22 protein-coding genes are annotated in these 21763 nt (G+C 68.0%); 10 read left to right on the top strand and 12 right to left on the bottom strand.

What is annotated here, in order from left to right; translation table 11 throughout:
- Positions 1-69: 69 nt before the first annotated feature.
- From G7043_RS29305 to G7043_RS29280, 6 genes are all read left to right on the top strand, one after another.
- Positions 70-1554 (top strand): PucR family transcriptional regulator, encoded by a 1485-nt coding sequence (locus G7043_RS29305; RefSeq protein ID WP_166050953.1) that lies wholly within the window; start codon positions 70-72, stop codon positions 1552-1554.
- Between the two features lie 28 nt (positions 1555-1582).
- Positions 1583-3052 carry a DUF7782 domain-containing protein gene (locus G7043_RS29300; protein ID WP_166050951.1) on the top strand — a complete coding sequence of 490 codons (1470 nt, stop codon included), beginning with the start codon at positions 1583-1585 and terminating at the stop codon, positions 3050-3052.
- Complete coding sequence (gene dtd / locus G7043_RS29295; RefSeq protein WP_166050949.1) at positions 3049-3474, top strand: D-aminoacyl-tRNA deacylase; 426 nt, start codon at positions 3049-3051, stop codon at positions 3472-3474. Before G7043_RS29300 ends, dtd begins: the two co-directional genes overlap by 4 nt.
- 250 nt (positions 3475-3724) lie before the next feature.
- On the top strand, positions 3725-4711 hold the full coding sequence (locus G7043_RS29290) for a sigma-70 family RNA polymerase sigma factor (protein WP_166050947.1): 987 nt from the start codon (positions 3725-3727) through the stop codon (positions 4709-4711).
- A gap of 286 nt (positions 4712-4997) precedes the next feature.
- Positions 4998-6662, top strand: a complete 1665-nt coding sequence (locus tag G7043_RS29285) for a fumarate hydratase (RefSeq protein WP_390828313.1) — start codon at positions 4998-5000, stop codon at positions 6660-6662.
- Between the two features lie 222 nt (positions 6663-6884).
- Positions 6885-7280: a glyoxalase gene (locus tag G7043_RS29280; RefSeq protein ID WP_242642748.1), complete on the top strand. Its 396-nt coding sequence runs from the start codon at positions 6885-6887 to the stop codon at positions 7278-7280.
- On the opposite strand, the gene G7043_RS50020 is transcribed toward G7043_RS29280, so the two are convergent.
- The 10 genes from G7043_RS50020 to G7043_RS29235 form a co-directional block, all read right to left on the bottom strand.
- Entirely contained in the window at positions 7230-7715 is a 486-nt protein-coding gene (locus tag G7043_RS50020) for an alpha/beta hydrolase (RefSeq protein WP_313888136.1), read from the bottom strand. The genes G7043_RS29280 and G7043_RS50020 overlap by 51 nt on opposite strands.
- 49 nt (positions 7716-7764) lie before the next feature.
- Complete coding sequence (locus G7043_RS50015; RefSeq protein ID WP_313888135.1) at positions 7765-8043, bottom strand: alpha/beta fold hydrolase; 279 nt, start codon at positions 8041-8043, stop codon at positions 7765-7767.
- 18 nt (positions 8044-8061) lie between these two features.
- Positions 8062-8601, bottom strand: a complete 540-nt coding sequence (locus G7043_RS29270) for a hypothetical protein (RefSeq protein WP_166050943.1) — start codon at positions 8599-8601, stop codon at positions 8062-8064.
- A gap of 110 nt (positions 8602-8711) precedes the next feature.
- The gene (locus tag G7043_RS29265) at positions 8712-9182 is read right to left on the bottom strand and encodes a hypothetical protein (RefSeq protein ID WP_166050941.1); all 471 of its coding nucleotides are present in this window, start codon (positions 9180-9182) and stop codon (positions 8712-8714) included.
- A gap of 53 nt (positions 9183-9235) precedes the next feature.
- Complete coding sequence (locus tag G7043_RS29260; RefSeq protein WP_313888134.1) at positions 9236-10375, bottom strand: hypothetical protein; 1140 nt, start codon at positions 10373-10375, stop codon at positions 9236-9238.
- Positions 10372-11631, bottom strand: coding sequence for a glucarate dehydratase family protein (locus tag G7043_RS29255; protein WP_166050939.1), 1260 nt, complete (start codon positions 11629-11631; stop codon positions 10372-10374). Before G7043_RS29255 ends, G7043_RS29260 begins: the two co-directional genes overlap by 4 nt.
- A complete protein-coding gene (locus G7043_RS29250) occupies positions 11628-12530 on the bottom strand; it encodes a 5-dehydro-4-deoxyglucarate dehydratase (protein WP_166050937.1) in 903 nt (300 codons plus the stop codon). The genes G7043_RS29255 and G7043_RS29250 overlap by 4 nt, the downstream gene beginning before the upstream one ends.
- 9 nt (positions 12531-12539) lie before the next feature.
- Positions 12540-13418: a carbohydrate ABC transporter permease gene (locus G7043_RS29245; protein WP_313888133.1), complete on the bottom strand. Its 879-nt coding sequence runs from the start codon at positions 13416-13418 to the stop codon at positions 12540-12542.
- Complete coding sequence (locus G7043_RS29240; protein WP_207311826.1) at positions 13415-14254, bottom strand: carbohydrate ABC transporter permease; 840 nt, start codon at positions 14252-14254, stop codon at positions 13415-13417. Before G7043_RS29240 ends, G7043_RS29245 begins: the two co-directional genes overlap by 4 nt.
- Before the next feature lie 143 nt (positions 14255-14397).
- Entirely contained in the window at positions 14398-15717 is a 1320-nt protein-coding gene (locus tag G7043_RS29235; RefSeq protein WP_166050932.1) for an ABC transporter substrate-binding protein, read from the bottom strand.
- A gap of 145 nt (positions 15718-15862) precedes the next feature.
- Here G7043_RS29235 and G7043_RS50010 point away from each other — a divergent pair, with 145 nt between their 5' ends.
- The 4 genes from G7043_RS50010 to G7043_RS29215 all read left to right on the top strand — a co-directional run bounded on the left by G7043_RS50010 (position 15863) and on the right by G7043_RS29215 (position 19498).
- The gene (locus G7043_RS50010; RefSeq protein WP_313888132.1) at positions 15863-16651 is read left to right on the top strand and encodes an IclR family transcriptional regulator; all 789 of its coding nucleotides are present in this window, start codon (positions 15863-15865) and stop codon (positions 16649-16651) included.
- A 46-nt stretch (positions 16652-16697) separates the two neighbouring features.
- Positions 16698-17525: an NAD-dependent epimerase/dehydratase family protein gene (locus G7043_RS29225; RefSeq protein WP_166050930.1), complete on the top strand. Its 828-nt coding sequence runs from the start codon at positions 16698-16700 to the stop codon at positions 17523-17525.
- On the top strand, positions 17522-19027 hold the full coding sequence (locus G7043_RS29220; protein ID WP_166050929.1) for an aldehyde dehydrogenase (NADP(+)): 1506 nt from the start codon (positions 17522-17524) through the stop codon (positions 19025-19027). The genes G7043_RS29225 and G7043_RS29220 overlap by 4 nt, the downstream gene beginning before the upstream one ends.
- 102 nt (positions 19028-19129) lie before the next feature.
- Positions 19130-19498 carry a heavy metal-responsive transcriptional regulator gene (locus tag G7043_RS29215; protein WP_166050927.1) on the top strand — a complete coding sequence of 123 codons (369 nt, stop codon included), beginning with the start codon at positions 19130-19132 and terminating at the stop codon, positions 19496-19498.
- Between the two features lie 140 nt (positions 19499-19638).
- Here G7043_RS29215 and cpt read toward each other — a convergent pair whose 3' ends face one another.
- Together cpt and G7043_RS29205 are read right to left on the bottom strand one after the other, a co-directional pair.
- Positions 19639-20184, bottom strand: coding sequence for a chloramphenicol phosphotransferase CPT (cpt, locus tag G7043_RS29210; RefSeq protein WP_313888131.1), 546 nt, complete (start codon positions 20182-20184; stop codon positions 19639-19641).
- Positions 20185-20393: 209 nt separating this feature from the next.
- Positions 20394-21713: an NAD(P)-binding domain-containing protein gene (locus G7043_RS29205; protein WP_166050925.1), complete on the bottom strand. Its 1320-nt coding sequence runs from the start codon at positions 21711-21713 to the stop codon at positions 20394-20396.
- Positions 21714-21763 lie beyond the last annotated feature (50 nt).

Genomic DNA, 21763 nt, shown 5'->3' with positions numbered 1-21763 from the left:
GGCTACGTGCTCCATGGTCCCACGTCCGAGTGACGGCCGGGACACCCGGTCGGCGGTTAACATCCGCGAGTGGTCGCCCTTGATCGCCTCGTGGACGTGCTCGGCAGTCTGGGCACGCATCTGGCGTGCGCGCCGAAGGGCCGTGACGCCGAACTCCGTGGGGTTGCCCTGCACGATCCGGCGGAAAACGTGCCGGCCGCCGCAGGAGACGTACTTCTGGGGCTGGGCACGCCTTCGGTCGCCGCGGCCGTGCGTCTCGTGTCCTCGACTGCGGCGTCGGCGGTGGTGCTGCACGGCAAGCCGCCGCTCGACGAGCGTGTGGTCGCTGCGGCGAAGAAGTCCGGTGCGGCCGTGTTGCTCGTGGATCCGTCTGTGCCGTGGAGCCAGCTTGCGAACGTCACGCAGACGCTGGTCAACGGCGGCACACGCACCGGAGACCTGTTCGGCCTCGCCGATGTGATCGCGGGTGTGGTGGGCGGCCCGGTGACCATCGAGGACCAGCAGTCCCGCGTGCTCGCGTACTCCTATCGGCAGGAGGACGTCGACCCGGTGCGCGTGCAGACCATCCTCGGCCGGCGCGTGCCGGAGGAGGCGCGGCGCGCACTCGACGAGTTCGGGGTGTTCACGCACCTCGCGTCGTCCGACGAGCCGATCTTCGTCCCCAAGCTGACCCCGCAGTTGGGCAACCGGCTCGTCGCCGCCGTGCGTGCGGGACGTGAGCTGCTCGGGTCGGTCTGGGTCGAGGTGACGGGACCGGTCGACGCCGCGCGTTCGGCCGCGTTGGTCGACGGGGCGCGGACGGCGGCGTTGCACCTGTTGCGGTCGCGGGCGTCGACGGATCTCGAACGCCAGGCCGAGGCGGACCTGGTGATCAGGCTGCTCGAACATCCGGAGTCCGCCGACGTGGCCCGCCTCGGCCTGCCGTCCGCCGACCTGCGAGTGATCGCCGTGCAGGCCCACGCCGGCGAGGGCGAGCACGGCGCGGCGGTGCTCGCGTTCCAGCGGGCCACCGCGGGCTTCGGCTGGTCGCGGCCTGGACGCAGCGCGCTGTTCGGCAACGTCCTCTACACCGTCATCCCCGCCGCCGACGATGCCGTCGGCTGGGTGCGTTCGCTGGTCCGCGAGCTGCCTGCCGAGGCCACCGTGCTGGCCGGCATCGGAGGTCCGGCCGAGGCGACGCAACTGCCGACTTCGCGACAGGAGGCTGATGAATGCCTCGCGCTCTCAACCGGTGCACCGGTTGTGTACGACGACGCCTGGGCGCAGGTCCTGTTGCACCGGCTCGCGGCCGTCGCCGAGGCTGGACGTCTCCCGACCCGTGGACCGATATCCAATATATTGCGATACGACGCCGAGTACGGGACGCAGTACGCGACGACGTTGAGAGCGTGGCTCGCCGCCCAGGGCGACGTACGGACGGCGGCACGGGAGCTCAACGTGCACCCGAACACGTTGCGGTATCGCATGCAGAAGATGACCGAGGTGACACCGCTCCCCCTCGACGATCCCGCTCAACGGCTGGCGATGGCCATCGCCCTCCAGATCACGCGGTGAACCACGGGGCGTGACAGCATCTCCACCCGTGCACCCCGATCTTTCTGCCGATCTCTGCGCCCGGCTGCGCGAGGCTTTCCTGAACACCGGCTACACCGCGGACGGCGTCGTCGACGCGCTCGGCGGGCAGGCCCACGCCGCGCTCGGCCGCGGCGAGCCGGAGCCCGCCCGCCGCGCCAGCAAGGACGCCGGGACGCTCGGCACGCTGATCCGCCTGTTCCTGCTGGGCGACCAGGAGCCGGAGCAGGACGTCCGCAAGGCACTCGACGGGGTCGACATCGACGACGCCGTCAAGAACGAGATCCTCATTGCTGACACCAACGCCGGAGATTTCCGGGCCGGGCTCGACGTGCGGCCGTACGAGGACAACTGGTGGGTCATCGCCGACCTCGACTCCGACCTGCGCGGCGGAGCGGTCTCCGAGGACCACGTGCTCGGCGTCGGCCACGCGTCCATCAGCCTCGCCCGCGCGACCAAGCGCACGCCGGTCGGCACGCTCCTCGACCTCGGCACCGGCTGCGGCGTCCAGGCGCTGCACGCCAGCACGCACGCCGAACGCATCACGGCGACCGACCTGTCCGAGCGTGCGCTGAGGCTCGCGCAGGGCACGTTCCGCATCAACAGGCTCGATGTCGAAACGCTGCAGGGCGAGTGGTTCGGCCCGGTCCGCAACCGGCGGTTCGACCAGGTCGTGTGCAATCCGCCGTTCGTCGTCGGCCCGCCGCGGGTGGACTACGTGTACCGGGACTCCGGGCTCGGCGGTGACGACGCGTCCGCGCTGGTCATCCGGCAGTTGCCCGCGTTCCTCAACGAGGGCGGCGTGGGTCAGTTGCTCGCGTCGTGGGTGCACCGCAGGGGCGAGGACTGGGAAGAGCGCGTCTCCGGCTGGCTGCCGCGCGGCGGGATCGACGCGTGGTTCGTGCAGCGCGACATCGCCGAGCCGGCCCTGTACGTCGGCACGTGGCTCAAGGACGCGGGCGTCGACCCGCGCAGCCCCGAGGGTCGGGCGAAGGCGGCCGCGTGGCTGGATTGGTTCGAGGAGAACCAGGTCGAAGGCGTCGGCTTCGGTTACGTCACGCTGCGGCGCACCGACGAGATGCACTCCCAGGTCGTGTGTGAAGACCTGCGCCACGCCTACGACGACCCGCTGGGTCCGGAGGCCGCGCGCTGGCTCGACAACGTCGCGTGGCTGCGCGCGAACCCCGACCTGCTGAGCCACCGTTTCCGGGTGGCGGACACCGTGCTGCTCGAAGAGGTGTCCGAGCCGAGCGAGGACGGCTGGCGCAAGGTCGTCGCCCGGCTGCACCGCACCGACGGGCCCGGCTGGCAGCACGAGGTGGACGAGGCGACGGCCAAGCTCATCGCCGGTTGCAACGGCGCGCTGCCGCTGGAGGACCTGCTCTCACTGCTCGAGTTCGCTTACGGGGAAATCGACGCGGAAGCGGCCTTGCCGATCGTTCGTGATCTCATCCGGCACGGAATGTTGATTCCCTCGTGAAAGCAGTTGTGGCGCGCGTCACAGAGGCGAGCGTCGAAGTCGAAGGGGCGATCGTCGGCGCGATCGACGAGCCCGGATTGCTGGTGCTGCTCGGCGTCCACCACGACGACACGGCCGACCACGCCCGCAAAATGGCGCAGAAGCTGCACGGGCTGCGCATCCTCGGCGACGAGCAGTCATGTGAGTCGACCGGCGCTCCGCTGCTGGTCGTCAGCCAGTTCACGCTTTACGGAGACACGCGCAAGGGCCGCCGTCCGTCCTGGACGGCGGCCGCGCGGCCCGAGCACGCCGAGCCTTTAGTGAACGCCGTCGTGCAGGAACTCCGCCAAAAGGGCGCGCGGGTCGAAACGGGACGATTCAGGGCCGAGATGAAGGTACGGAGCGTGAACGACGGTCCGTTCACCGTGCTCGTCGAGGTGTGACTAAACGGTTCTCAGCCAATCCTCAGATTAGTCGCGCAACCGCTGTGACTGCGGTGACGTCTTCAGGTCATGGAAGTCGGGAACGAATTCGGAATCGTCTTCGTTACCCAGGTATCAGCCAGCTAGCGATGGGATCCCGAGCGGGCCCGCCGCAACCGGCAGCCAGGGCGCAGCGCCGCGCCGCCTTGACCACCTAGCGCGACTGTCCTGACCGACAGCAGCGTGGCCCGCAGCAGGGGGAGGGAGATCCATGACCGTCACGAGGATCTCCGACCGTGAAGTCGGAGAGAACACGCCCGTCGTCGAGCACGAACTCGACGCCCAGGGTCCAGCAGCCGACCTCGTTCGAGTCTACCTGAACGGAATCGGCAAGACCGCGCTCCTCACCGCCGAGGAGGAGGTGGAGCTCGCCAAGCGCATCGAGGCCGGTGTGTTCGCGCAGCACGTCCTCGAGACGGCCAAGCGCCTCACGCCGACCCGCCGCGACGAGATGGGGGAACTCGTCCGCGACGGTCGCCGCGCCAAGGACCACCTGCTCAAGGCGAACCTGCGTCTCGTCGTGTCGCTGGCCAAGCGCTACACCGGCCGCGGCATGCCGCTGCTGGACCTGATCCAGGAAGGCAACCTGGGTCTGATCCGGGCGGTCGAGAAGTTCGACTACACCAAGGGTTTCAAGTTCTCGACCTACGCGACGTGGTGGATCCGCCAGGCCATCACCCGCGGCATGGCCGACCAGGGCCGCACCATCCGTCTCCCCGTCCACCTCGTCGAGCAGGTGAACAAGCTCGCGCGGATCAAGCGCGACCTGCACCAGACGCTCGGCCGCGAGGCGACGAACGAGGAGCTCGCGAAGGAAGCGGGTCTCAACGTCGACAAGGTCGCCGACCTGCTCGACCACGCGCGTGACCCGGTATCGCTGGACATGCCGGTCGGCACGGAGGAGGACGCTCCCCTCGGTGACTTCATCGAGGACTCGGACGCGACCGACGCCGAGAGCGCCGTCATCTCCGGTCTGCTGCAGGACGACCTGCGTCGCGTGCTCGCCACGCTGGAGCCGCGCGAGCAGGCCGTGATCCGGCTGCGCTACGGCCTCGAGGACGGTCAGCCGCGCACCCTGGACCAGATCGGCAAGCGGTTCGGGTTGTCGCGGGAGCGGGTGCGGCAGATCGAGCGCGAGGTCATGTCGAAGCTCCGCCAGGGCGAACGCGCCGCGAAGCTGCGCGCGTACGCCTCGTAGTTCCAAGAGGAGTTCCAAGAGGAGTTACGGTCGGGTGTCACTCGTCCGGCAGTATTGACTTGTGACTCAACTCACGGCACGGTCGGGCGTTACCAGAGCCACGCGACGCCCGCCGTGAGTCGGGTTTCGCACGCGAAGGAAGGTCGCGGCAGCCGGGGGCTGCCGCGGCCTTCCGCGTTTGCACCCTCCTGTGGGGCACGGAACAGCGCGGTGGTCGGGGATCACATCAATACGTCCCTTTGATGGCGGTACGGTTTTCTGATCCGAACTGCACACCGTTGGAGCTGTGTACGCCGTGCCCACCACTTTCGAGTACACCGACGTCCTTCCGCTCGCGAAGGACACCGAGACCGAGTACCGCCTCGTCACGTCGGACGGGGTGAAGCTGATCGAGGCCGGTGACCGCAAGTTCCTCGAGATCGCCCCCGAGACGCTGACGCTGCTCGCCAAGGAAGCCGTCCGCGACATCCAGCACCTGCTGCGCCCGTCGCACCTCGCCCAGCTGCGCAAGATCATCGATGACCCCGAGGCCTCGGGCAACGACCGCTTCGTCGCGATGGACCTGCTGCGCAACGCGGCCATCTCGTCGGGCGGTGTGCTGCCGATGTGCCAGGACACCGGCACGGCGATCATCATGGGCAAGCGCTCGGAGACCGTCCTGACCGGCGGCGACGACGAGGAGGCCCTCGCCAGGGGCGTCTTCGAGGCCTACCAGGAACTCAACCTGCGCTACTCGCAGATGGCGCCGCTGACGTTCTGGGACGAGAAGAACACCGGCACGAACCTGCCCGCGCAGATCGAGGTGTTCCACAAGCCGGGCCAGGAACCGGTCTACGAGTTCCTGTTCATGGCCAAGGGCGGCGGTAGTGCGAACAAGACGTTCCTCTACCAGGAGACCAAGGCCGTTCTGAACCCGAAGCGCCTCGCGTCGTTCCTCGACGAGAAGCTCCGCTCGCTCGGCACCGCAGCGTGCCCGCCGTACCACCTGGCCGTGGTGGTGGGCGGTCTGTCCGCCGAGCAGAACCTGAAGGTCGCGAAGCTCGCCTCGGCTCGCTACCTCGACAACCTGCCGACGGAGGGCTCGCCGTCGGGCCACGCGTTCCGCGACAAGGACCTCGAACAGCAGGTCCTGGAGCTGACCCGCAACTTCGGCATCGGCGCCCAGTTCGGCGGCAAGTACTTCTGCCACGACGTGCGCGTCATCCGCCTGCCCCGCCACGGCGCGTCCCTGCCGGTCGGTGTCGCGGTCTCGTGCTCGGCCGACCGCCAGGCCAAGGCCCGCATCACGCCCGAGGGCGTGTTCCTGGAGCAGCTGGAGCGCGACCCGGCCCAGTTCCTGCCCGAGATCGAGGGCGAGGACCTGTCCGACGAGGTCGTCCGCATCGACCTCACCCGCCCGATGGCGGAGATCCGCGAGGTCCTCACCAAGCTCCCGGTGAAGACCCGCGTCTCGCTGACGGGTCCGCTGGTCGTGGCCCGCGACATCGCGCACGCCAAGATCAAGGAACGCCTCGACGCCGGCGAGGAGATGCCGCAGTACCTCAAGGACCACCCGGTCTACTACGCCGGCCCGGCCAAGACACCCGAGGGTTACGCCTCCGGTTCGTTCGGCCCGACCACCGCCGGGCGGATGGACTCCTACGTCGAGCAGTTCCAGGCCGCGGGCGGCTCGCTGGTGATGCTGGCCAAGGGCAACCGCTCCAAGCAGGTCACCTCGGCCTGCAACACCCACGGCGGTTTCTACCTGGGCTCCATCGGCGGCCCGGCGGCGCGCCTGGCCCAGGACTGCATCCGCAAGGTCGAGGTGCTCGAGTACCCCGAACTCGGTATGGAAGCCGTCTGGAAGATCGAGGTCGAGGACTTCCCGGCGTTCGTCGTCGTCGACGACAAGGGCAACGACTTCTTCGCCGAGACGTCCACTCCGACCCTGCAGATCAGCTTCCGCCGCTAGCCGCCGGTCATCCCCGACAGCCGGGTCCACTGATATCCGATATATCAGTGGACCCGGCTGTCGTGCTTCCACGCCTGCCCGAGACCTTTGCAATGAGTCTTTTGACTTCGTCCGCAAACGTTTTTTGCATCCGACGGACGGAAGGGTGAGGCAAGCGAAGGCGCGGACAGAACGGCCGAGCAAACCGTACGCTTGTCCTGTATACGGCCGAGTGGAGGTGTCGTGGTGATTCATCACGTGCAGGTGACCTGTCCGACAGGTGCCGAGGACGAGCAGCGCGGGTTCTACACAGGCGTGCTCGGGTGGACCGAACTGCCGAAGCCGCCGCTGCTCGCCGCGCGAGGCGGGTGCTGGTTCGAGGTGCCGGGCGGTGGCGAGGTGCACGTGAGCGTCGAGGACGACTTCCGGCCCGCGCGCAAGGCTCACCCGGCGTTCGTCGTCGACGTCGAGCAGGTCGCCGAGGCGGTCGAGGCGGCAGGCCATCCCGTGGTGTGGGCCGACCCGGCCGAGATCCCCGGCCGACTCCGCTTCCACACGTTCGACGCGGTCGGCAACCGCGTCGAGTTCCTAGCGAGCCAGAAGCCAGTCGAGGGCGGCGTCGGCGTGGTTCAGCACTGAGATGTGGCCGTCGTCCGAACTCAGGCGGAGTTCGGCGCCGGGGATCCGGGAGGCGAGCCACCGGCTGTGCGAGGCCGGGACCATGCCGTCGCGCTCGCCGTGCAACAGCAGGGTCGGCACGCGGATGGAGGCCGGGTCGAAGCCCCACGGCGTGACGTAGGCGAGGTCGTCGTCGATCGACGGGCCGGGTCCGTTGGCCAGGGCGGGACCGACCACCTTGCCGAACCACGACCAAGGGCCACTCAGCGCTTCGAGATCAGCCGGAATGAACTCCGGGTCGTACAGAGCCCCGGAAGTCTCGTAGGCCTCTTTCGCCTCACGGCCCGCAGCCGCCGCCCGCAGCGAAGCCTCACCCGAGGCGATCATGCCTTCGAACCACGAGAGGCCTGCGGCGTCGAACGGTGCCACAGAGGCAGCGGCGACGGCGGCGGTCACGCGGTCCGGCAGCAAGGCTGCGCACGCGAGGGCGTGTGGTGCCTTGTACTTAAAAACTACAGGCTGAGTGACCGAACACCGCGAACTGCCCAAGCCCCAAAGCGTCCGCGATATGCGATATATCAGTTGCCGCCGATCCCACCGTCCGGCCTGGTACGGGCGTTGAAGTGCCGTGGCCGGGGCGGTCGTAGGAGATCCAGCGGACGCCCGGACGGAACAGCGGTTCCGGGGGCAGGCCGAGGTTGGGTGTGCCGTGGTGCCAGAACACCGGCACACCGTCGCCGACGTCGTGGACGTGGAGCCGCCGCTCCCCCAGTTGAAGATCCACGAACTCAGGATCTCACCGTCAGCCGGTCTCCTCACGGGATTCGAGAACCAACCGGCGGTCACCGAGGGGCGCGTCCAGCCGGACGGTCAGCGGCACCTGGCGGATCTCCTGGGTGCACAACGTGCCCGGAGGCTGCTTGGTGATCGTGACCAGCGTGATCTGGACGACCTCGGCGGACTGCCCGGTCACCTCGGCACGAGCCTCCTTGCAGCCACCGCCCACGCCGAAGACCTCGACGTCCCGGCCGTCGCCGAAGACGTAGGCCTCATCGCGGTAGGTGTCTGACAACGTTGTCGTGTCGACTTTTTCCTTGGGGATCGGCGTCACGCCGGGTGGCACGACCGGCTTCTCCTCCGAGATCGAGACCGGAGGCTGGACCGGGGCCGTGGGGTTCGCGCCGGACGAACCGGTGGAACCGGGCGCGGACGTGCCCGTGGTGGGCGCGCCGTGGGAAGAGCCGGAGGATCCCGGCGCGCCGGACTGCGTGCCGGACGAGCAGCCGGCAAGCCCAGTGGTGACTACAGCGGCGAGAGCAACGGCAGCAACGACGTGTCTCATGCGCACCATCCTTGCAAACCAGGCCAAGGGGCCAGGTGAAACAACACGGCGGAGGAAAGAGGTGCCCGGCCGACGGGGCAGATGCCGACCGGGCACCGTGGGAGGAAGGTCTACTTCTGTTCCTGCCGCGACGTCAGCGCGACCGTGCGCTCACCGAGGGGTTCGGTCAGCTGCACCGTCAGCGGTGGGAAGCGGATGTCCATCGTGCAGGCCTTCTTGTCGAGCGGGAGCGTCTCGACGAGCTCGATCTTCACCACCGAAGCCGACTGCTCCAGCACGGACGCGCTGGCCTTCCCGCACCCGCCCTCCTGGCCGATGACACCGACGGTCTTCCCGTCGCCCTGTGTCCACACAGTGCGCGGATACTCCGACGACAAAGCGTTGGTGTCCAGCTTCGTCACGGGTTTGCCGTCCGGCGGAATCTCTCCGGGCGCGACGCCCGGTGGCACTTCAGAGGGTGAGGTGGCGGTCGGCAACGTCGGACCGCCACCTGCCCCAGTGCCCGCGTTCTGCGCACTGCCACAGGCCGAGATCACCAGCAGCAGGACGCCAGTGCCAACTACGGTTCCTATGTGCCTCATGGTCAGAGGACGGAACCGCGCTCACAGCGGGTTGCAGTGACTTCGCTTCACAGTTACCGGGATACCGCGGCCACGGCCTCGCGCAACGCTTCGAGACGAGCGGCTGAGGCCAAACCACCGTGGTAGAGGTGGAACTCCTCGACCCCCGCGTCCAGGTAGGCCAGCCACTCCTTCGCCAGCGCCGCACCGTCCGCGGGCTTCGGCGGCAACCCCAGCACGTACGCGGCGATCCGCGTGTCCGGTGCGGCCGCACGCAGTGCCTCGATGCCGGGAACCGCGACGTCCGGGCCGGGCCAGCACATCGTCGTCAGCACGTCGACGTCCGCGTCCAGACCACCCGCGACCGTGGCGAACGGCCCGGTGCCCCACGGGTCCGCCGTCACGTGCATGCCAATCCGAACGGACGGCGCGGCGGCACGGATCTCGCCGACCAGCCTCTGCCGCAACGACCGCACGATCCCGGTGCGCACGGCCTGAACGTCCTCCGCGAGCGCACCCAGCGCTTCCTCGACGCTGCGACTTTCTCTGGGTGCACCGCGATCAACCCCGGCCCGGACCGCTTCACGCAGGGCATCCGGGTCGGCGTACAAAGCGGTGCACGAAGAACAGAAGCACAGCGACAACAGCTTCTGCTGCACCGGATTCCAGTCCGTGCCGTCGGTCTTCTCGTGGTGACCGCCGTGGAAGAACCCCAGCGGACCACAGGCTTCGAGGATGATCCCGTCCGGCGCACCGAGTTCCAGCACCTCGGACACGAGCACCGACGTGTACTCGACGACATCGGGCTGAGAAGTGCACAACGCGTACGGGTAGCGATCCCCGAAGGCGTTCACCACGGTCACATCGGGGTGCAGGTCGCCCAGGCGCGAGTTGTGCGTCAGAACAGTCCACGCGTACACCGGCAACCCGGCCGCGCGAACCAGGTCCGCTGCCTCACCGAAGGAGTTCGAACCGTCCATCCAGGACGGTTCCGCCGGCACCAACCGGCCGAAGTTCGCCTCCCGGACCGGCAGGTAGAACGCCGCGTGCCGCGCATCGACCAACCGATGCCGCGGGTGCAACGGCGTCGCTGCCCGCACGGTGTGATACGAGGCGGCAAGCGCGATCGCGTCGACTCCGAGACCCTGATACCGCGCAACGGCCTCAGGGTCTCCGATCAGGTCCCACGGATAGGCGTGGACAACCGACTTCACCACCGGGGACGCTTCCTCTCGTAGCTCGGGTCGAACTTCTGCATGTAGCCCGTGTCGTCTCGCGAAGTGATGCCACAGCGAACGTAGTTCTCGGCCAGGCGCGCCAACGCGTCACGGTCCAGCGTCACACCGAGCCCCGGCGTGGTGGACACCGGCACCGCACCATCCACAAAGGACAGAACGCCCGGCTCGACGACCTCGTCGGCCGCGTTCCACGGGTAGTGCGTGTCGCACGCGTAGTTCAGGTTCGGCGTAGCGGCCGCCAGGTGCGTCATCGCGGCCAGCGAGATGCCCAGGTGCGAGTTCGAGTGCATCGACAGGCCGATGCCGAACGTCTGGCAGATCATGCCCAGCTGCCGCGACCGCTGCAGCCCGCCCCAGTAGTGGTGGTCGGACAGCAGCACCTGCACCGCGTCCTGTTCCACCGACGGCTTGAGGTGCTCGAACGCGACCACGCACATGTTGGTGGCCAACGGCATCGGCGCCTTCGCGGCCACCTCGGCCATCCCGGAGATCTCGGGCGCCGGATCCTCCAGGTACTCGAGCACGCCGTCCAGCTCCGCCGCGACCTTCAACGACGTCGCGGGCGACCAGGCCGCGTTCGGGTCGAGCCGCAGCGGGTGGTTCGGGAACGCCTCGCGCAGCGCGCGGATCGCCTCGATCTCCTGCTCGGGCGGGAACACGCCGCCCTTGAGCTTGATCGACCCGAACCCGTACTCACCGATCATCTTCCGGGCCTGCGCCACGATGCCGGCGGGGTCGATCGCCTCGCCCCACTCGTCCGGCTCGGCGCCGGGGTGCCCGTCCCACTTGTAGAACAGGTAAGCGGAGTACGGCACGGACGACCGGATCGCGCCGCCCAGCAGGTCGTGCACCGGACGTCCCAGAGCTTTGCCCTGGATGTCCAGGCACGCGACCTCGAACGGCGAGTACACGCGGTCGACGGTGCTCTCGGCCGTGATCTTCCCGGTCAGCCCGTGCTTGTCCGGCCCGACCTCACCGCCCAGGACCGAAGCAACCCGCGCGTGCATCTCGTTCAACGCGAAGACGTCGAGCCCGACCAGAGAGTCCACAACGGACCGCGAGCGCTCCAGGTGCGCGAGGTCGCCGTAGGTCTCCCCCAGCCCCGAGATGCCTTCGTCGGTGTGCACCTCGACGATCGTGCGCAGCGCCCACGGCTCGTGCACACCAGCGGCGTTCAGCAGCGGCGGATCGCGGAACGCGATCGGCGTCAGAACAATCTCGGTGATCTTCATGCCAGCAGAGCCTTACCCGCGGCGATGATCTTGTCCAGGGCGGCGAGGTGCTCGTCCAGCGGGTCGATCAGCGGCGGGCGGACGCCACCGACGTCGAGCCCGTTCGCGCGCACCGCGGCCTTCACCAGGGCAACCGCATATCCGGGAACCTTGTCCCGCAGTTCGACCAGAGGCTTGTAGAACTCGAGAAGAAAGCGGTTCACCAGCTGGGTGTCACCCGCCTGCACGGCGTTGTAGAAGCCCAGCGAGATCTCCGGCGCGAAGCAGAACACCGCGGACGAGTACAGCTCGACGCCGATGCCCCGGTACGCGAGCTGCGTCATCTCCGCGGTCGGCAGGCCGTTGAAGAACTGGAACGGCTTGTCGACGCCCGCACGGACCGCCAGCACGATCCGCTGCATCTGGTCGAGGTCGCCGATGCCGTCCTTGAAGCCCACGACGTTCGGGATCCGCGCGGCCTCGACGGCGGTCTCCGGCGTGAACCGCGCGTTGTTGCGCTGGTACACGATGATCGGCAGCTCGGTGGCGCCCGCGACCTCGGCGACGTACCGCACGAGCCCGGCAGCCGGGTTGGTCACCAGGTACGGCGGCAGCAGCAGGATGCCCTGAGCACCGGCGCGTTCGGCGGCCTGCACGAACTGCTTGGTCGCCACGACCGACCCGCCCGCGCCGGCGAACACCGGCACCTTGCCGGCGGTCGCCTCGACCGCGACGGCCACCGCGCGCTCGAACTCCTCCAGCCCCAACGCGTGGAACTCGCCGGTGCCGCAGGCGACGAACACCGCGCCTGGCCCGGCGGAGACACCGTGCTTGACGTGCTCAGCCAGCACGTCGAACGCGATGTTCCCCTCGGTGTCGAACGGGGTCACCGGAAAGAACAGCACACCATCGAGTTGCATACCAGACACTCATCCCTTGATCGCTCCGGTGGTGATCCCACGCAGGAAGGACTTCTGCAGCGACAGGTACACGACCAGGCTCGGTACCAGCGCCAGCAACGCTCCGGCCAGCACGATGCCCGTCCCGACCATGTCGTCGGACCGCAGGGCGAGAAGTGCGACCGTGAGCGTGTAATCGGAGGGGTCAGCGGCGACGATCAGGGGAAGCAGGTACTGCTCCCAAATCATGTTGAAGCCGAACACGGCGATCACACCGAGCGCGGGCCTGCACAGCGGGAGAATGATCTGCGCGAACAGGCGCAGCTCCCCGGCACCGTCCACTTTGGCCGCCTCCTCCAGTTCGGCGGGGATCTCCTTCATGAACTCCGTCATGACGAAGATGGAGAAACCCCACGCCCCCAGCGGGAGGATGACGCCGAGCAGCGTGCCCTTCAAACTCACGTGCACCAGCGGTAGGTCTCCGATCACCAGCGACAGCGGGATCGCGATGACCTCCTCCGGCAACATCATCGTGGCGAGGATGACCAGCAGTGCGATGGCCTGACCGCGGAACTTCTTGCGCGCCAACGCGTAAGCGGCGAACACGCTCACCGCCAGCTGCAACAGCAGCGCGCCACCGGCGATGATCAACGAGTTCGTCAGGTAGTGCCAGATCTTGTTCTCCGCCGCGACCTGGAAGTTGATCAGCGACGGGTTGTCCGGGATCACCGACAGCTTGGTCGGGTCCGGGTTGTGGTCGAACGCGCCGGAGAAGATGACCAGCAGCGGACCGCAGAAAAGGATTACCGCGAGGGCGCTCAAAAGCAGCCGAACGCCTTTGCTGATCCACGCGTCGGGACGGGTGGACCAGCCGATGGCGCTGTCGAAGCGGCTCGAGTTGACGCTCACCGCGCCTCCTTCCTGCGGCGGTACCACTGCACGCTGACCGTGAGAACCAAGGTAACCAGGAACAACAGCACGGAACCAGCCGAGGCGAGACCGGCCTCGGACTGTTCGAACGCCGTTGTGTAGACGCGCGTCATCCAGACGTCCGTCGATCCGGCCGGACCGCCGCCGGTCAGGACGTACACCTCGGTGAAGACGCGCAGGCCGCGGATCGCCGCCAGCGTCAGCAGGATCGTGATGACGGGACGCAGCGCGGGCAGGGTGACGTTCCAGATCCGTTGCGGCGTCGAGGCTCCGTCGATCGCGGCGGCCTCGTACTGCTGACGGTCGATACCGGCGAGCCCGGCGAGGATCAGCACCATGTCGTACGGCGCGTGCTTCCAGATACCGACGAACATGACCGACACCAGCGAGGTGTCCGTGCTGTGGATGTACTCCCAAGGACCGAGGCCGATCCACGAGATGACCTCGTTGAGGAAGCCTTCCGGCGCCGGGTAGAAGAACAGCCGCCAGATCTCACCGATGACGGCGGTCGCCGCGACCACGGGCAGGAACACCGCGGAGCGCACGAACCACAACGACTTGGCGTGGCCTTCGAGCAGCAGGGCAAGGAAGAAGCCGATGAGCATCGCACCGAGCGTCTGCCCACCGGCCAGGACCAGGGTGTGCCACGAGGCCGTCAGGAACTTCTCGTCCTGCAGGATCGTGGCGTAGTTCTTGAAGCCGACGAAGATGTCGCCGAGGAAAGGCCGGACCTCGAACAGCGAGAGCCGGATTCCCTCGGCCATCGGGATGAACTTGAAGACCAGGAAGATCAGCGCGGCGGGGAGCAGGAACAACCACGGGACCCAGACATTTCCTCTTGGGGTGGCTCCCGTGAGGCGGCGCCGGCGGCGCCGCCTCACGGGGTGGGTTTCGACGGCACCGCCGCCACTAGCCGTCGAGCCCACGTCTTGGGTGTCCCAGTGATGCTGAACTGCCGTCACTGCGACGCCTTCTGGTTCTCGAGTTCCTTCTTCAGCGCCTCCGCCAGCGTCTTGAGCTCGGCCGACGAGTCGGCTGGGCACTTGGCGAAGATCGAGTTCAGGGTCTCCGAGGTCTTCTGCCGGAAGGGCGTGAAGTTCGGAACGCTGGGGAACGGCCGCGCCTCGCTCTTGTACACGCCCGCCACGGTCGCCCAGCGCGGGTCGTTGTACGTCGCGTTGACGTCGACGTTCTTGTTGACGGGCAGGCGGACCACTGGCTGCGGGTCGCCCTTCATGCCGGCCTGCTGCGCCTCGGGCGTGATCATGTACTCGGCGAGCTTCTTCTGGTCGGCGGTCTTCGCGGAGCCGGCCATCAGGTAGATGTCCTCGCCCTCACCGAGCACGGTGGCACCGGCCGGGCCGCGCGGGGAGGCGATGACCTCGTACTTGTCCTTGCCGACCGACTTGTCGAAGCGGCCGATCATGTACGGGCCGGTCAGGTAGATGCCGCTCTTGCCCGACTCGAACAGCGGGTGCGCGTCGTTCGTGCTCAGCGTCAGCGAGCCCGGCTGCATGACCTTGTCCTCGCAGAAGAGCTTGCGCAGGCGTTCGATCGCCTTGGTCGACTCGGGCGAGTCGATGCCGACGGAGAACTTGCCGCCGCCGTCCTCGTCGAGGATGTCGCCGCCGCCCTGCCAGATGTAGCTGGCCGCCCACCAGGCGAGGTAGCCGCGGTCGACCGTTCCGGGGACGAGCATGCCGTACGTGTCGTTCTGCCCGTTTCCATCAGGGTCGTTACGGGTGAACGCACGCGCGAGATCGTCTAACTCTTCCCACGTCGTCGGGATCGGCTTGCCGAGCTTCTCCCGCCAGTCCTTGCGGATCAGCGTGACCATCGCCTGCGTGGAGTACGGGATGGCGTAGAACTTGCCGTCCGCGCCCTTGCCGTTGTTCCAGGCCCGGTCGACGATGTCGCCGCCGCCCGCGATGTCCTCGCGCTTGATCTCCGTCGTCCAGCCCTGCTTGACGAAGTTGCCGAGCGAACCGGTGTCGGTCACGACCACGTCGGGGAGGTCCTTGGACGCGGCGCGCTGCTGCACCTGCTTGTCGAAGTCGTTGAAGATCGGCTTGTAGTCGACCTGCACACCGGTCTTCTCGGTGAACGACTTGAAGATCTTCTCGTAGACCTTCGCCGTTGCCTCCGTCGAGCGGGTCCACACCTCGAGAGGCTTGTTCGGGTCCTTGGTCGACGCCGCCGTGTTGCCACTGCTGCCACAGCCTGCGAGCAGCAATGCCACGCCGAGCGTGGCGATTGTGGTGGCGGTTCTACGGCGCATCGTCGGAGCCCTTCATGTTCAGATATATGAACTGGGGTCGTACTTGTGAACCTGATGCAGGACTGTAAGAATCAGCACAGCAACGTGTCAAGGGTGAGTTGGGCAAGTTGCTTACCGGTTTCCAGAAGACGGCCGAGGAGGCCAGGTGGCGTCGCCGATCGACAAGGGCACGGCCCGTCCGGGCGCGGTGAAGTCCGCGGACCGCACGGTGGAGCTGCTCGAAGTGCTCTCCGCGTCCGACCGCAGGCTGACGCTCACCGAGTTGCACCGCGAGCTCAGCTACCCCAAGTCCAGCCTGTACATGCTGCTGCAGACGCTGGTCGCGCGCGGCTGGGTGGAGGTCGACTCGGACCGGGGCACGTACGGCATCGGCGTGCGCGCGCTGCTCGTCGGTACGTCCTATTTGGACCACGACCCGGTGGTGCGCGCGGCGATCCGCGTGATGGAGCAGGTGCGGCAGGACATCAACGAGACCGTGCACCTTGCCCGTTTGGACGGCGCGGACGTCGTCTACCTGGCGAGCCGCGAGTCCGAGCACCACCTGCGCGTCGTCTCACGCGTCGGCCGCCGGCTGCCCGCGCACTCGACGTCGCTGGGCAAGGCCGTGCTCTCGACGCGCACGCCGGAGGAGGTCGACAGCATCCTCCCGGACATGCTGACGCCGCTGACCCCGAACACCGTGACCGATCGGGCGGCGCTGCACGAGCAGCTCGCCGGCTTCCGGAATGTCGGATATGCCCACGAACGTGAGGAGAACACGCCGGGGCTCGGTTGCTTCGCCGTCGCCTTGCCGTACCGAAACCCCGTTCTGGACGCTATGAGTTGCTCGGTCCCACTGGGCAGACTGGACCCCGAGCACGAGCGGCAGGTCATCTCCGCTCTGCTGGACGCCGCCCGGACGATCACCGAGCTCCTCCGCCAGTTCGGTCGCTGATCCGAGCACCGCCGAAACATCTGCACAAGACGGAGGGGTCCAACCCGTGACCGCACGCATCCTGATCACCGGCGCCGGTGGCGGGGTGGGAACGCTCATGCGCACCCGCCTCGCGACGGAGGGCCGCGTCCTGCGGCTGCTGGACATCGCGGAGCTACCCGCGGCCGCCGACGGCGAGAACGTCGAGCTCGTCCAGGCCACCGTGACCGACATGGACGCGATGGAAGCCGCGATGAAGGACGTCGACGCCGTGATCCACCTCGGCGGCCACAGCCTCGAGGAGGCGTGGGACAAGATCCTCAGCGTGAACATCGACGGCACGCACACCGTGCTGGAGGCCGCGCGGCGTTCCGGTGTGCGCCGAGTGATCCTGGCCAGCTCCAACCACGCCGTGGGCTACGTGGAGCGCGCCGATGGCGAGGCCGGTGACTACGTCTTCCCGCGCCCGGACACCTACTACGGTGTGTCCAAGGTGGCGTTGGAGGCGTTGGGGTCGCTGTACGCCGACCGCTACGGCATGGACGTGATCGCGATCCGCATCGGTTCGTGCTTCGAGAAACCGCGTGACGTGCGGATGCTGTCGACGTGGATGTCGCCGGACGACGGCGCACGCCTGTTCGAGGCGTGTCTTTCCGTTGCGTCGCCGGGGTTCCGGATCGTGTGGGGCGTTTCGGACAACAAGCGCGGCTGGTTCTCGCTGGACGAGGCTCGCGCGCTGGGTTACGAGCCGCAGGACGACTCCGAGGTGTACGCCGCGGAAGTGCTGGAGAAGCACGGCGGTGAACTCGACCCCTCGTCGTACGCGGCGAAGTACGTGGGCGGGGCCTGGTGCGGCCCCGATTACGACACGGCAGTCAAGGAGGCAGGGCGTTGAGCCACGTCGTTCAGGGATACAACCCGCGCACCGGTGAGCCGTTCGGCGAGCCGGTTGCGAAGACCCCCGACAGCGAGGTGGACCGGATCGCCTCGGCCGCGGCCGTCGCGTTCTCCGCCTGGTCGGTCGTTCCAGCGGCGGACCGCGCGGTGGCGCTGGAGAAGGTCGCGGACGCGCTGGACGCCGAGTCGTCGTTGCTGGTCTCCACGGCCGACAGCGAGACGGCGCTGGGTGTGCCGCGGCTGACCACCGAGTTGAAGCGCACCACGAACCAGCTGCGGTTGTTCGCGGAGGTGTTGCGCGAGGGCAGCTACGTCGAGGCCACTTTGGACACGGCGAACCCGGACATCATCCCGCCGCGTCCGGTGCTGCGGCGCGTTCTCCGTCCTCTTGGGACGGTGGCGGTGTTCTCCGCGTCGAACTTCCCGTTCGCGTTCTCGGTGGCCGGTGGTGACACGGCGTCCGCGTTGGCGTCCGGCTGTTCCGTTGTGGTGAAAGCACATTCCGCGCACCCGTCGACGTCTCGGGAGACCTCTCGGGTTGTCGTGGACGCGCTGCGCGAGGCCGGTGCGCCCGAGGGCGTGTTCGGCATCGTGTACGGCACCGAGTCCGGTGTCGCGCTGGTGAAGCACCCGGCGGTGCGCGCGGTCGGTTTCACCGGGTCGACCGGTGGCGGGCGGGCGTTGTTCGACCTGGCGCAGGGCCGGCCGGACCCGATCCCGTTCTACGGCGAGCTGGGCAGTGTGAACCCGACGGTGATCCTGCCGGGTGCGGCTGAGCGTGAGGACATCGCCGCGGGGTTCGCGGCGTCGTTGACGATGGGTGTGGGGCAGTTCTGCACGAACCCCGGTCTGGTGTTCACGCCCGCGTCGCTGGTGCCGGCGCTGGGTGAGGCCGTCGCGGCGACCGCCGGTGGCGCGATGCTGAACGAGCGGATGTGCGACTCCTACACGGCTTCGACGGACGCGCTGGCCGCGTCGGACCTGGTGTCCGTCGTGTCCACGGGTACGCGTCCGGACGAGGCGTGGGCGGTGGCGCCGCGGCTGTTCAGCGTGCCGGTGTCGGTGTTCGAGGAGAACCTCGAGAAGCTGACCGAGGAGCACTTCGGTCCGGCGGCGCTGGCCATCACGTACTCGTCGCCCGAGGAACTGCATTCGGTGCTGGCGAAGCTGCCGGGCACGCTGACCGGCACGGTGCACGCCGAGGAGTCGGACCACGCGGAGGCTGGTGCCATCGCGGAGGTGCTGCGCCATGTCGCGGGCCGGATCATCTTCAACGCGTGGCCGACCGGTGTCGCGGTGGCGTGGGGCCAGCACCACGGTGGTCCGTGGCCGTCGACGACGAACCCGCTGCACACGTCGGTGGGCGCCACGTCGATCCGCCGGTGGATCGCCCCGGTGACGTACCAGTCGTGGCCGGACGCGTTGCTGCCGCCGGAACTGCAGGACGCGAACCCGCTGGGCATCCCGCGCCGCGTCGACGGCGTGCTGGGCGTGCACTGATCGGTTTTGCGAGCGGGGCCGCTGACGTGACGTCGGCGGCCCCGCTTTTCGTTGGGATGACGCTTGACCTTGGAGTGCGCTCACAGGTTTAGCGTTGGGTGCATGAGAGTCGCCGAGCTCGCACGCCAGGTCGGGGTCCGGCCCGACACGGTGCGGTACTACGAACGCGCGGGGCTGATCGCACCGCCGCCGCGCACGTCGTCGGGGTATCGGCAGTACCCGTCGTCGGCCGCCGATCGGATCCGGTTCATCCGCGACTGCCAGCGCCTCGGGCTGACGTTGCGGGAGATCTCGTCGTTGCTCGCCGTCCGCGACACCGGCGAGTGCCCGTGCGAGCCGGCCGGGGAGTTGCTGCGGCGGCACATCGACGAGATCGACGCCGAAATGGCCCGGCTCGCGCGACTCCGCTCGGATCTGGTGGACATGGTCGGTACCGACTGTCCACCGTGGTGCCCGCCGGAGGGGAGGTGAACGGGATGGACGACTGCTGCACGAGTTGCGACTGCTGCTGACCGCCGATCGATTCGGACGGTTGACACCAATCCGGCGTGGCGCCCGCCGGATTCGGCTGTTCATCGGCGGTCACGGTGCCGTGGCCATCCCATCCGCTTCTAGAGCCTCGCGGCGATGACCCTCGCGCACTCGATCGCCTCGCACCGCGCGGTGTCGACTTCGACGTCGTAGGTCATCCCCCGATGCACCAGATCGGCCTGCACCTCGGCCATCCCGGCAACCCGATCGCCGCGCGCAAGCTCCCGGCCCGCGGCGACAGCGGGATCACACCGCACGCCGACCCACAGCACGACGAACCCGTCCAGCACCTTCTCCCACCGCTGCCGCGACTCGGGCCCACCCAGGAACACGTCGTCCACGATCACCCGCGCCCCCGCGCGCACCATCGCGGCGACCCCCTCCATCCACGCGTCCTCGAGCAACCGGAACTCGCCCCCGACGGTGACCTCACCGTCCTGCGCGAACCCGATCCCCTCGGACCCGAGCCGCAACCGCGCGGGCATCACGTCGATCAACGTGTCGACCCCGATCGCCAGCCACGCGTCGGGCAACAGGGCCTGCAGACACCGCGCGATCCCCGACTTGCCGGAGCTCGACCCGCCGTTGAGCACGATCACCTGAGCACTAGCCGCCTCGACATCCACCGGCCGACCGTACCCACGCCTCCCTCCCACCACGATCCGTTTCGCCGTCCCGCCACGCCCTTAGCAATGGGTCTTTTGACGACGTCGTCAAAAGACCCATTGCTAAACCCCAGCTCACAGCCGTCTCGCAACTGATATATCGCTGCCTCGGCCCGCCCGGATGCAAAAAACGTTTGCGGACGAAGTCAAAAGACTCATTGCAAAGAGGGTCAGCGGCGGGCGGCGCCGGCCCGGCGTTCCTCCTGCAGCTCCCGCTGGTACCCGAGGAAGTCGACCTCCAGGGTGTGCCGCTTGGACTTCACGTACCGGCTTCGCAGCGACTCCCGGTAAGCGGTGATCTCCGCCTTCATCTCCGGCGCCGAAGGCAACGCCGCACGCCCCGACACCAGATCGGCGATCCACTCCGCCTGCGCCTCGGCCAGCGGCATGATCGCCCCCAGCGGCTGGATCAGCCCGAGGAAGTACAGCCCGGGGTGCGCCGGATCCACGACCCGGCGATACAGCGACACCTCGTTGTCCGCGGACGACACGGCGGGGAACGCGGCGGAGTCCAGGAACGGGAACTCGACCTTGTACCCGGTGCAGTAAACGATGACGTCGACGTCCTCACGACTGCCGTCAGCGAAGACCACACCGGACCCGTCCAGCCGGGCGACGTTCGGCTTCACCGTGATGTCGCCGTGCCCGAGCCGGGTCAGCAGGTCGTCGGACACCGTCGGGTGCGCCGCCAAGATCCCGTGCGAGGGCTCGGGCAGCCCGTAGTCGGAGAGCTTGCCCCGCGCCAGCCGCAGCATCGCCCGCAGGGACAGCGCCTGCAGCCAGGCCGGCGCGAACCGGGCGAGCGGCGAGGTCGTCAGATGATCGGTCGGCATCCCGAACAGGTATTTGGGCATGATGTGCGCGCCGCGGCGCATCGCCAGAAACGTCCGGGAAGACACCCGCGACGACTCGACCGCGATGTCGCACGCCGAGTTCCCGATACCGAGAACCAGCACCCTCTTGTCCGCGAAACGCTCCGGCGTCTTGTAGAAGTGCGCGTGCAGCTCCTCGCCGTCGAACGAGCCGGGAAAGGCGGGTTCCGGCATCCGCGGCGACCAGTGATGCCCGTTCGCGACGATGACCGAGCTGTACGAGGACGAACCTTCCGAACCCGTGTCGCGGTCGCGCGTGGTGACCGAATACCCACCCGAAGCTGCCGAAACCGAGACGACCTCGGTCCGGAACCGGATGCGGTCGCGGAATCCGTGGTGCTTCACGAAGTCGTCGAAGTACTCGGCGATCTGGAAGTGCGACGGGTAGGCCGGGAGGTTCGCGGACATCGGGAAGGACTTGAACTCCATCATCTGCCGCGAGGTGTTGATGTGGAGCGAACGGTAGGCGGACGACATGCCGTTGTCGTTGAGGTAGCGCCAGTTGCCGCCGATCTCGGAACCCGACTCGAAGCAGTCGTACTCGATGCCGCGGGCGCTGAGCACCTGACATGCGGCGATGCCGGAAGAGCCTGCCCCGATGACGCACACGCGGTCCATGAGGATGAAGTATTTTCACGTTCAGACCGGCTGTCAATCGCCCCGGCGCA

This window comes from Lentzea alba (genome assembly GCF_011067745.1).
Classification (GTDB): domain Bacteria; phylum Actinomycetota; class Actinomycetes; order Mycobacteriales; family Pseudonocardiaceae; genus Lentzea; species Lentzea alba.
This window is presented reverse-complemented; position numbering and strand designations above follow the sequence as displayed.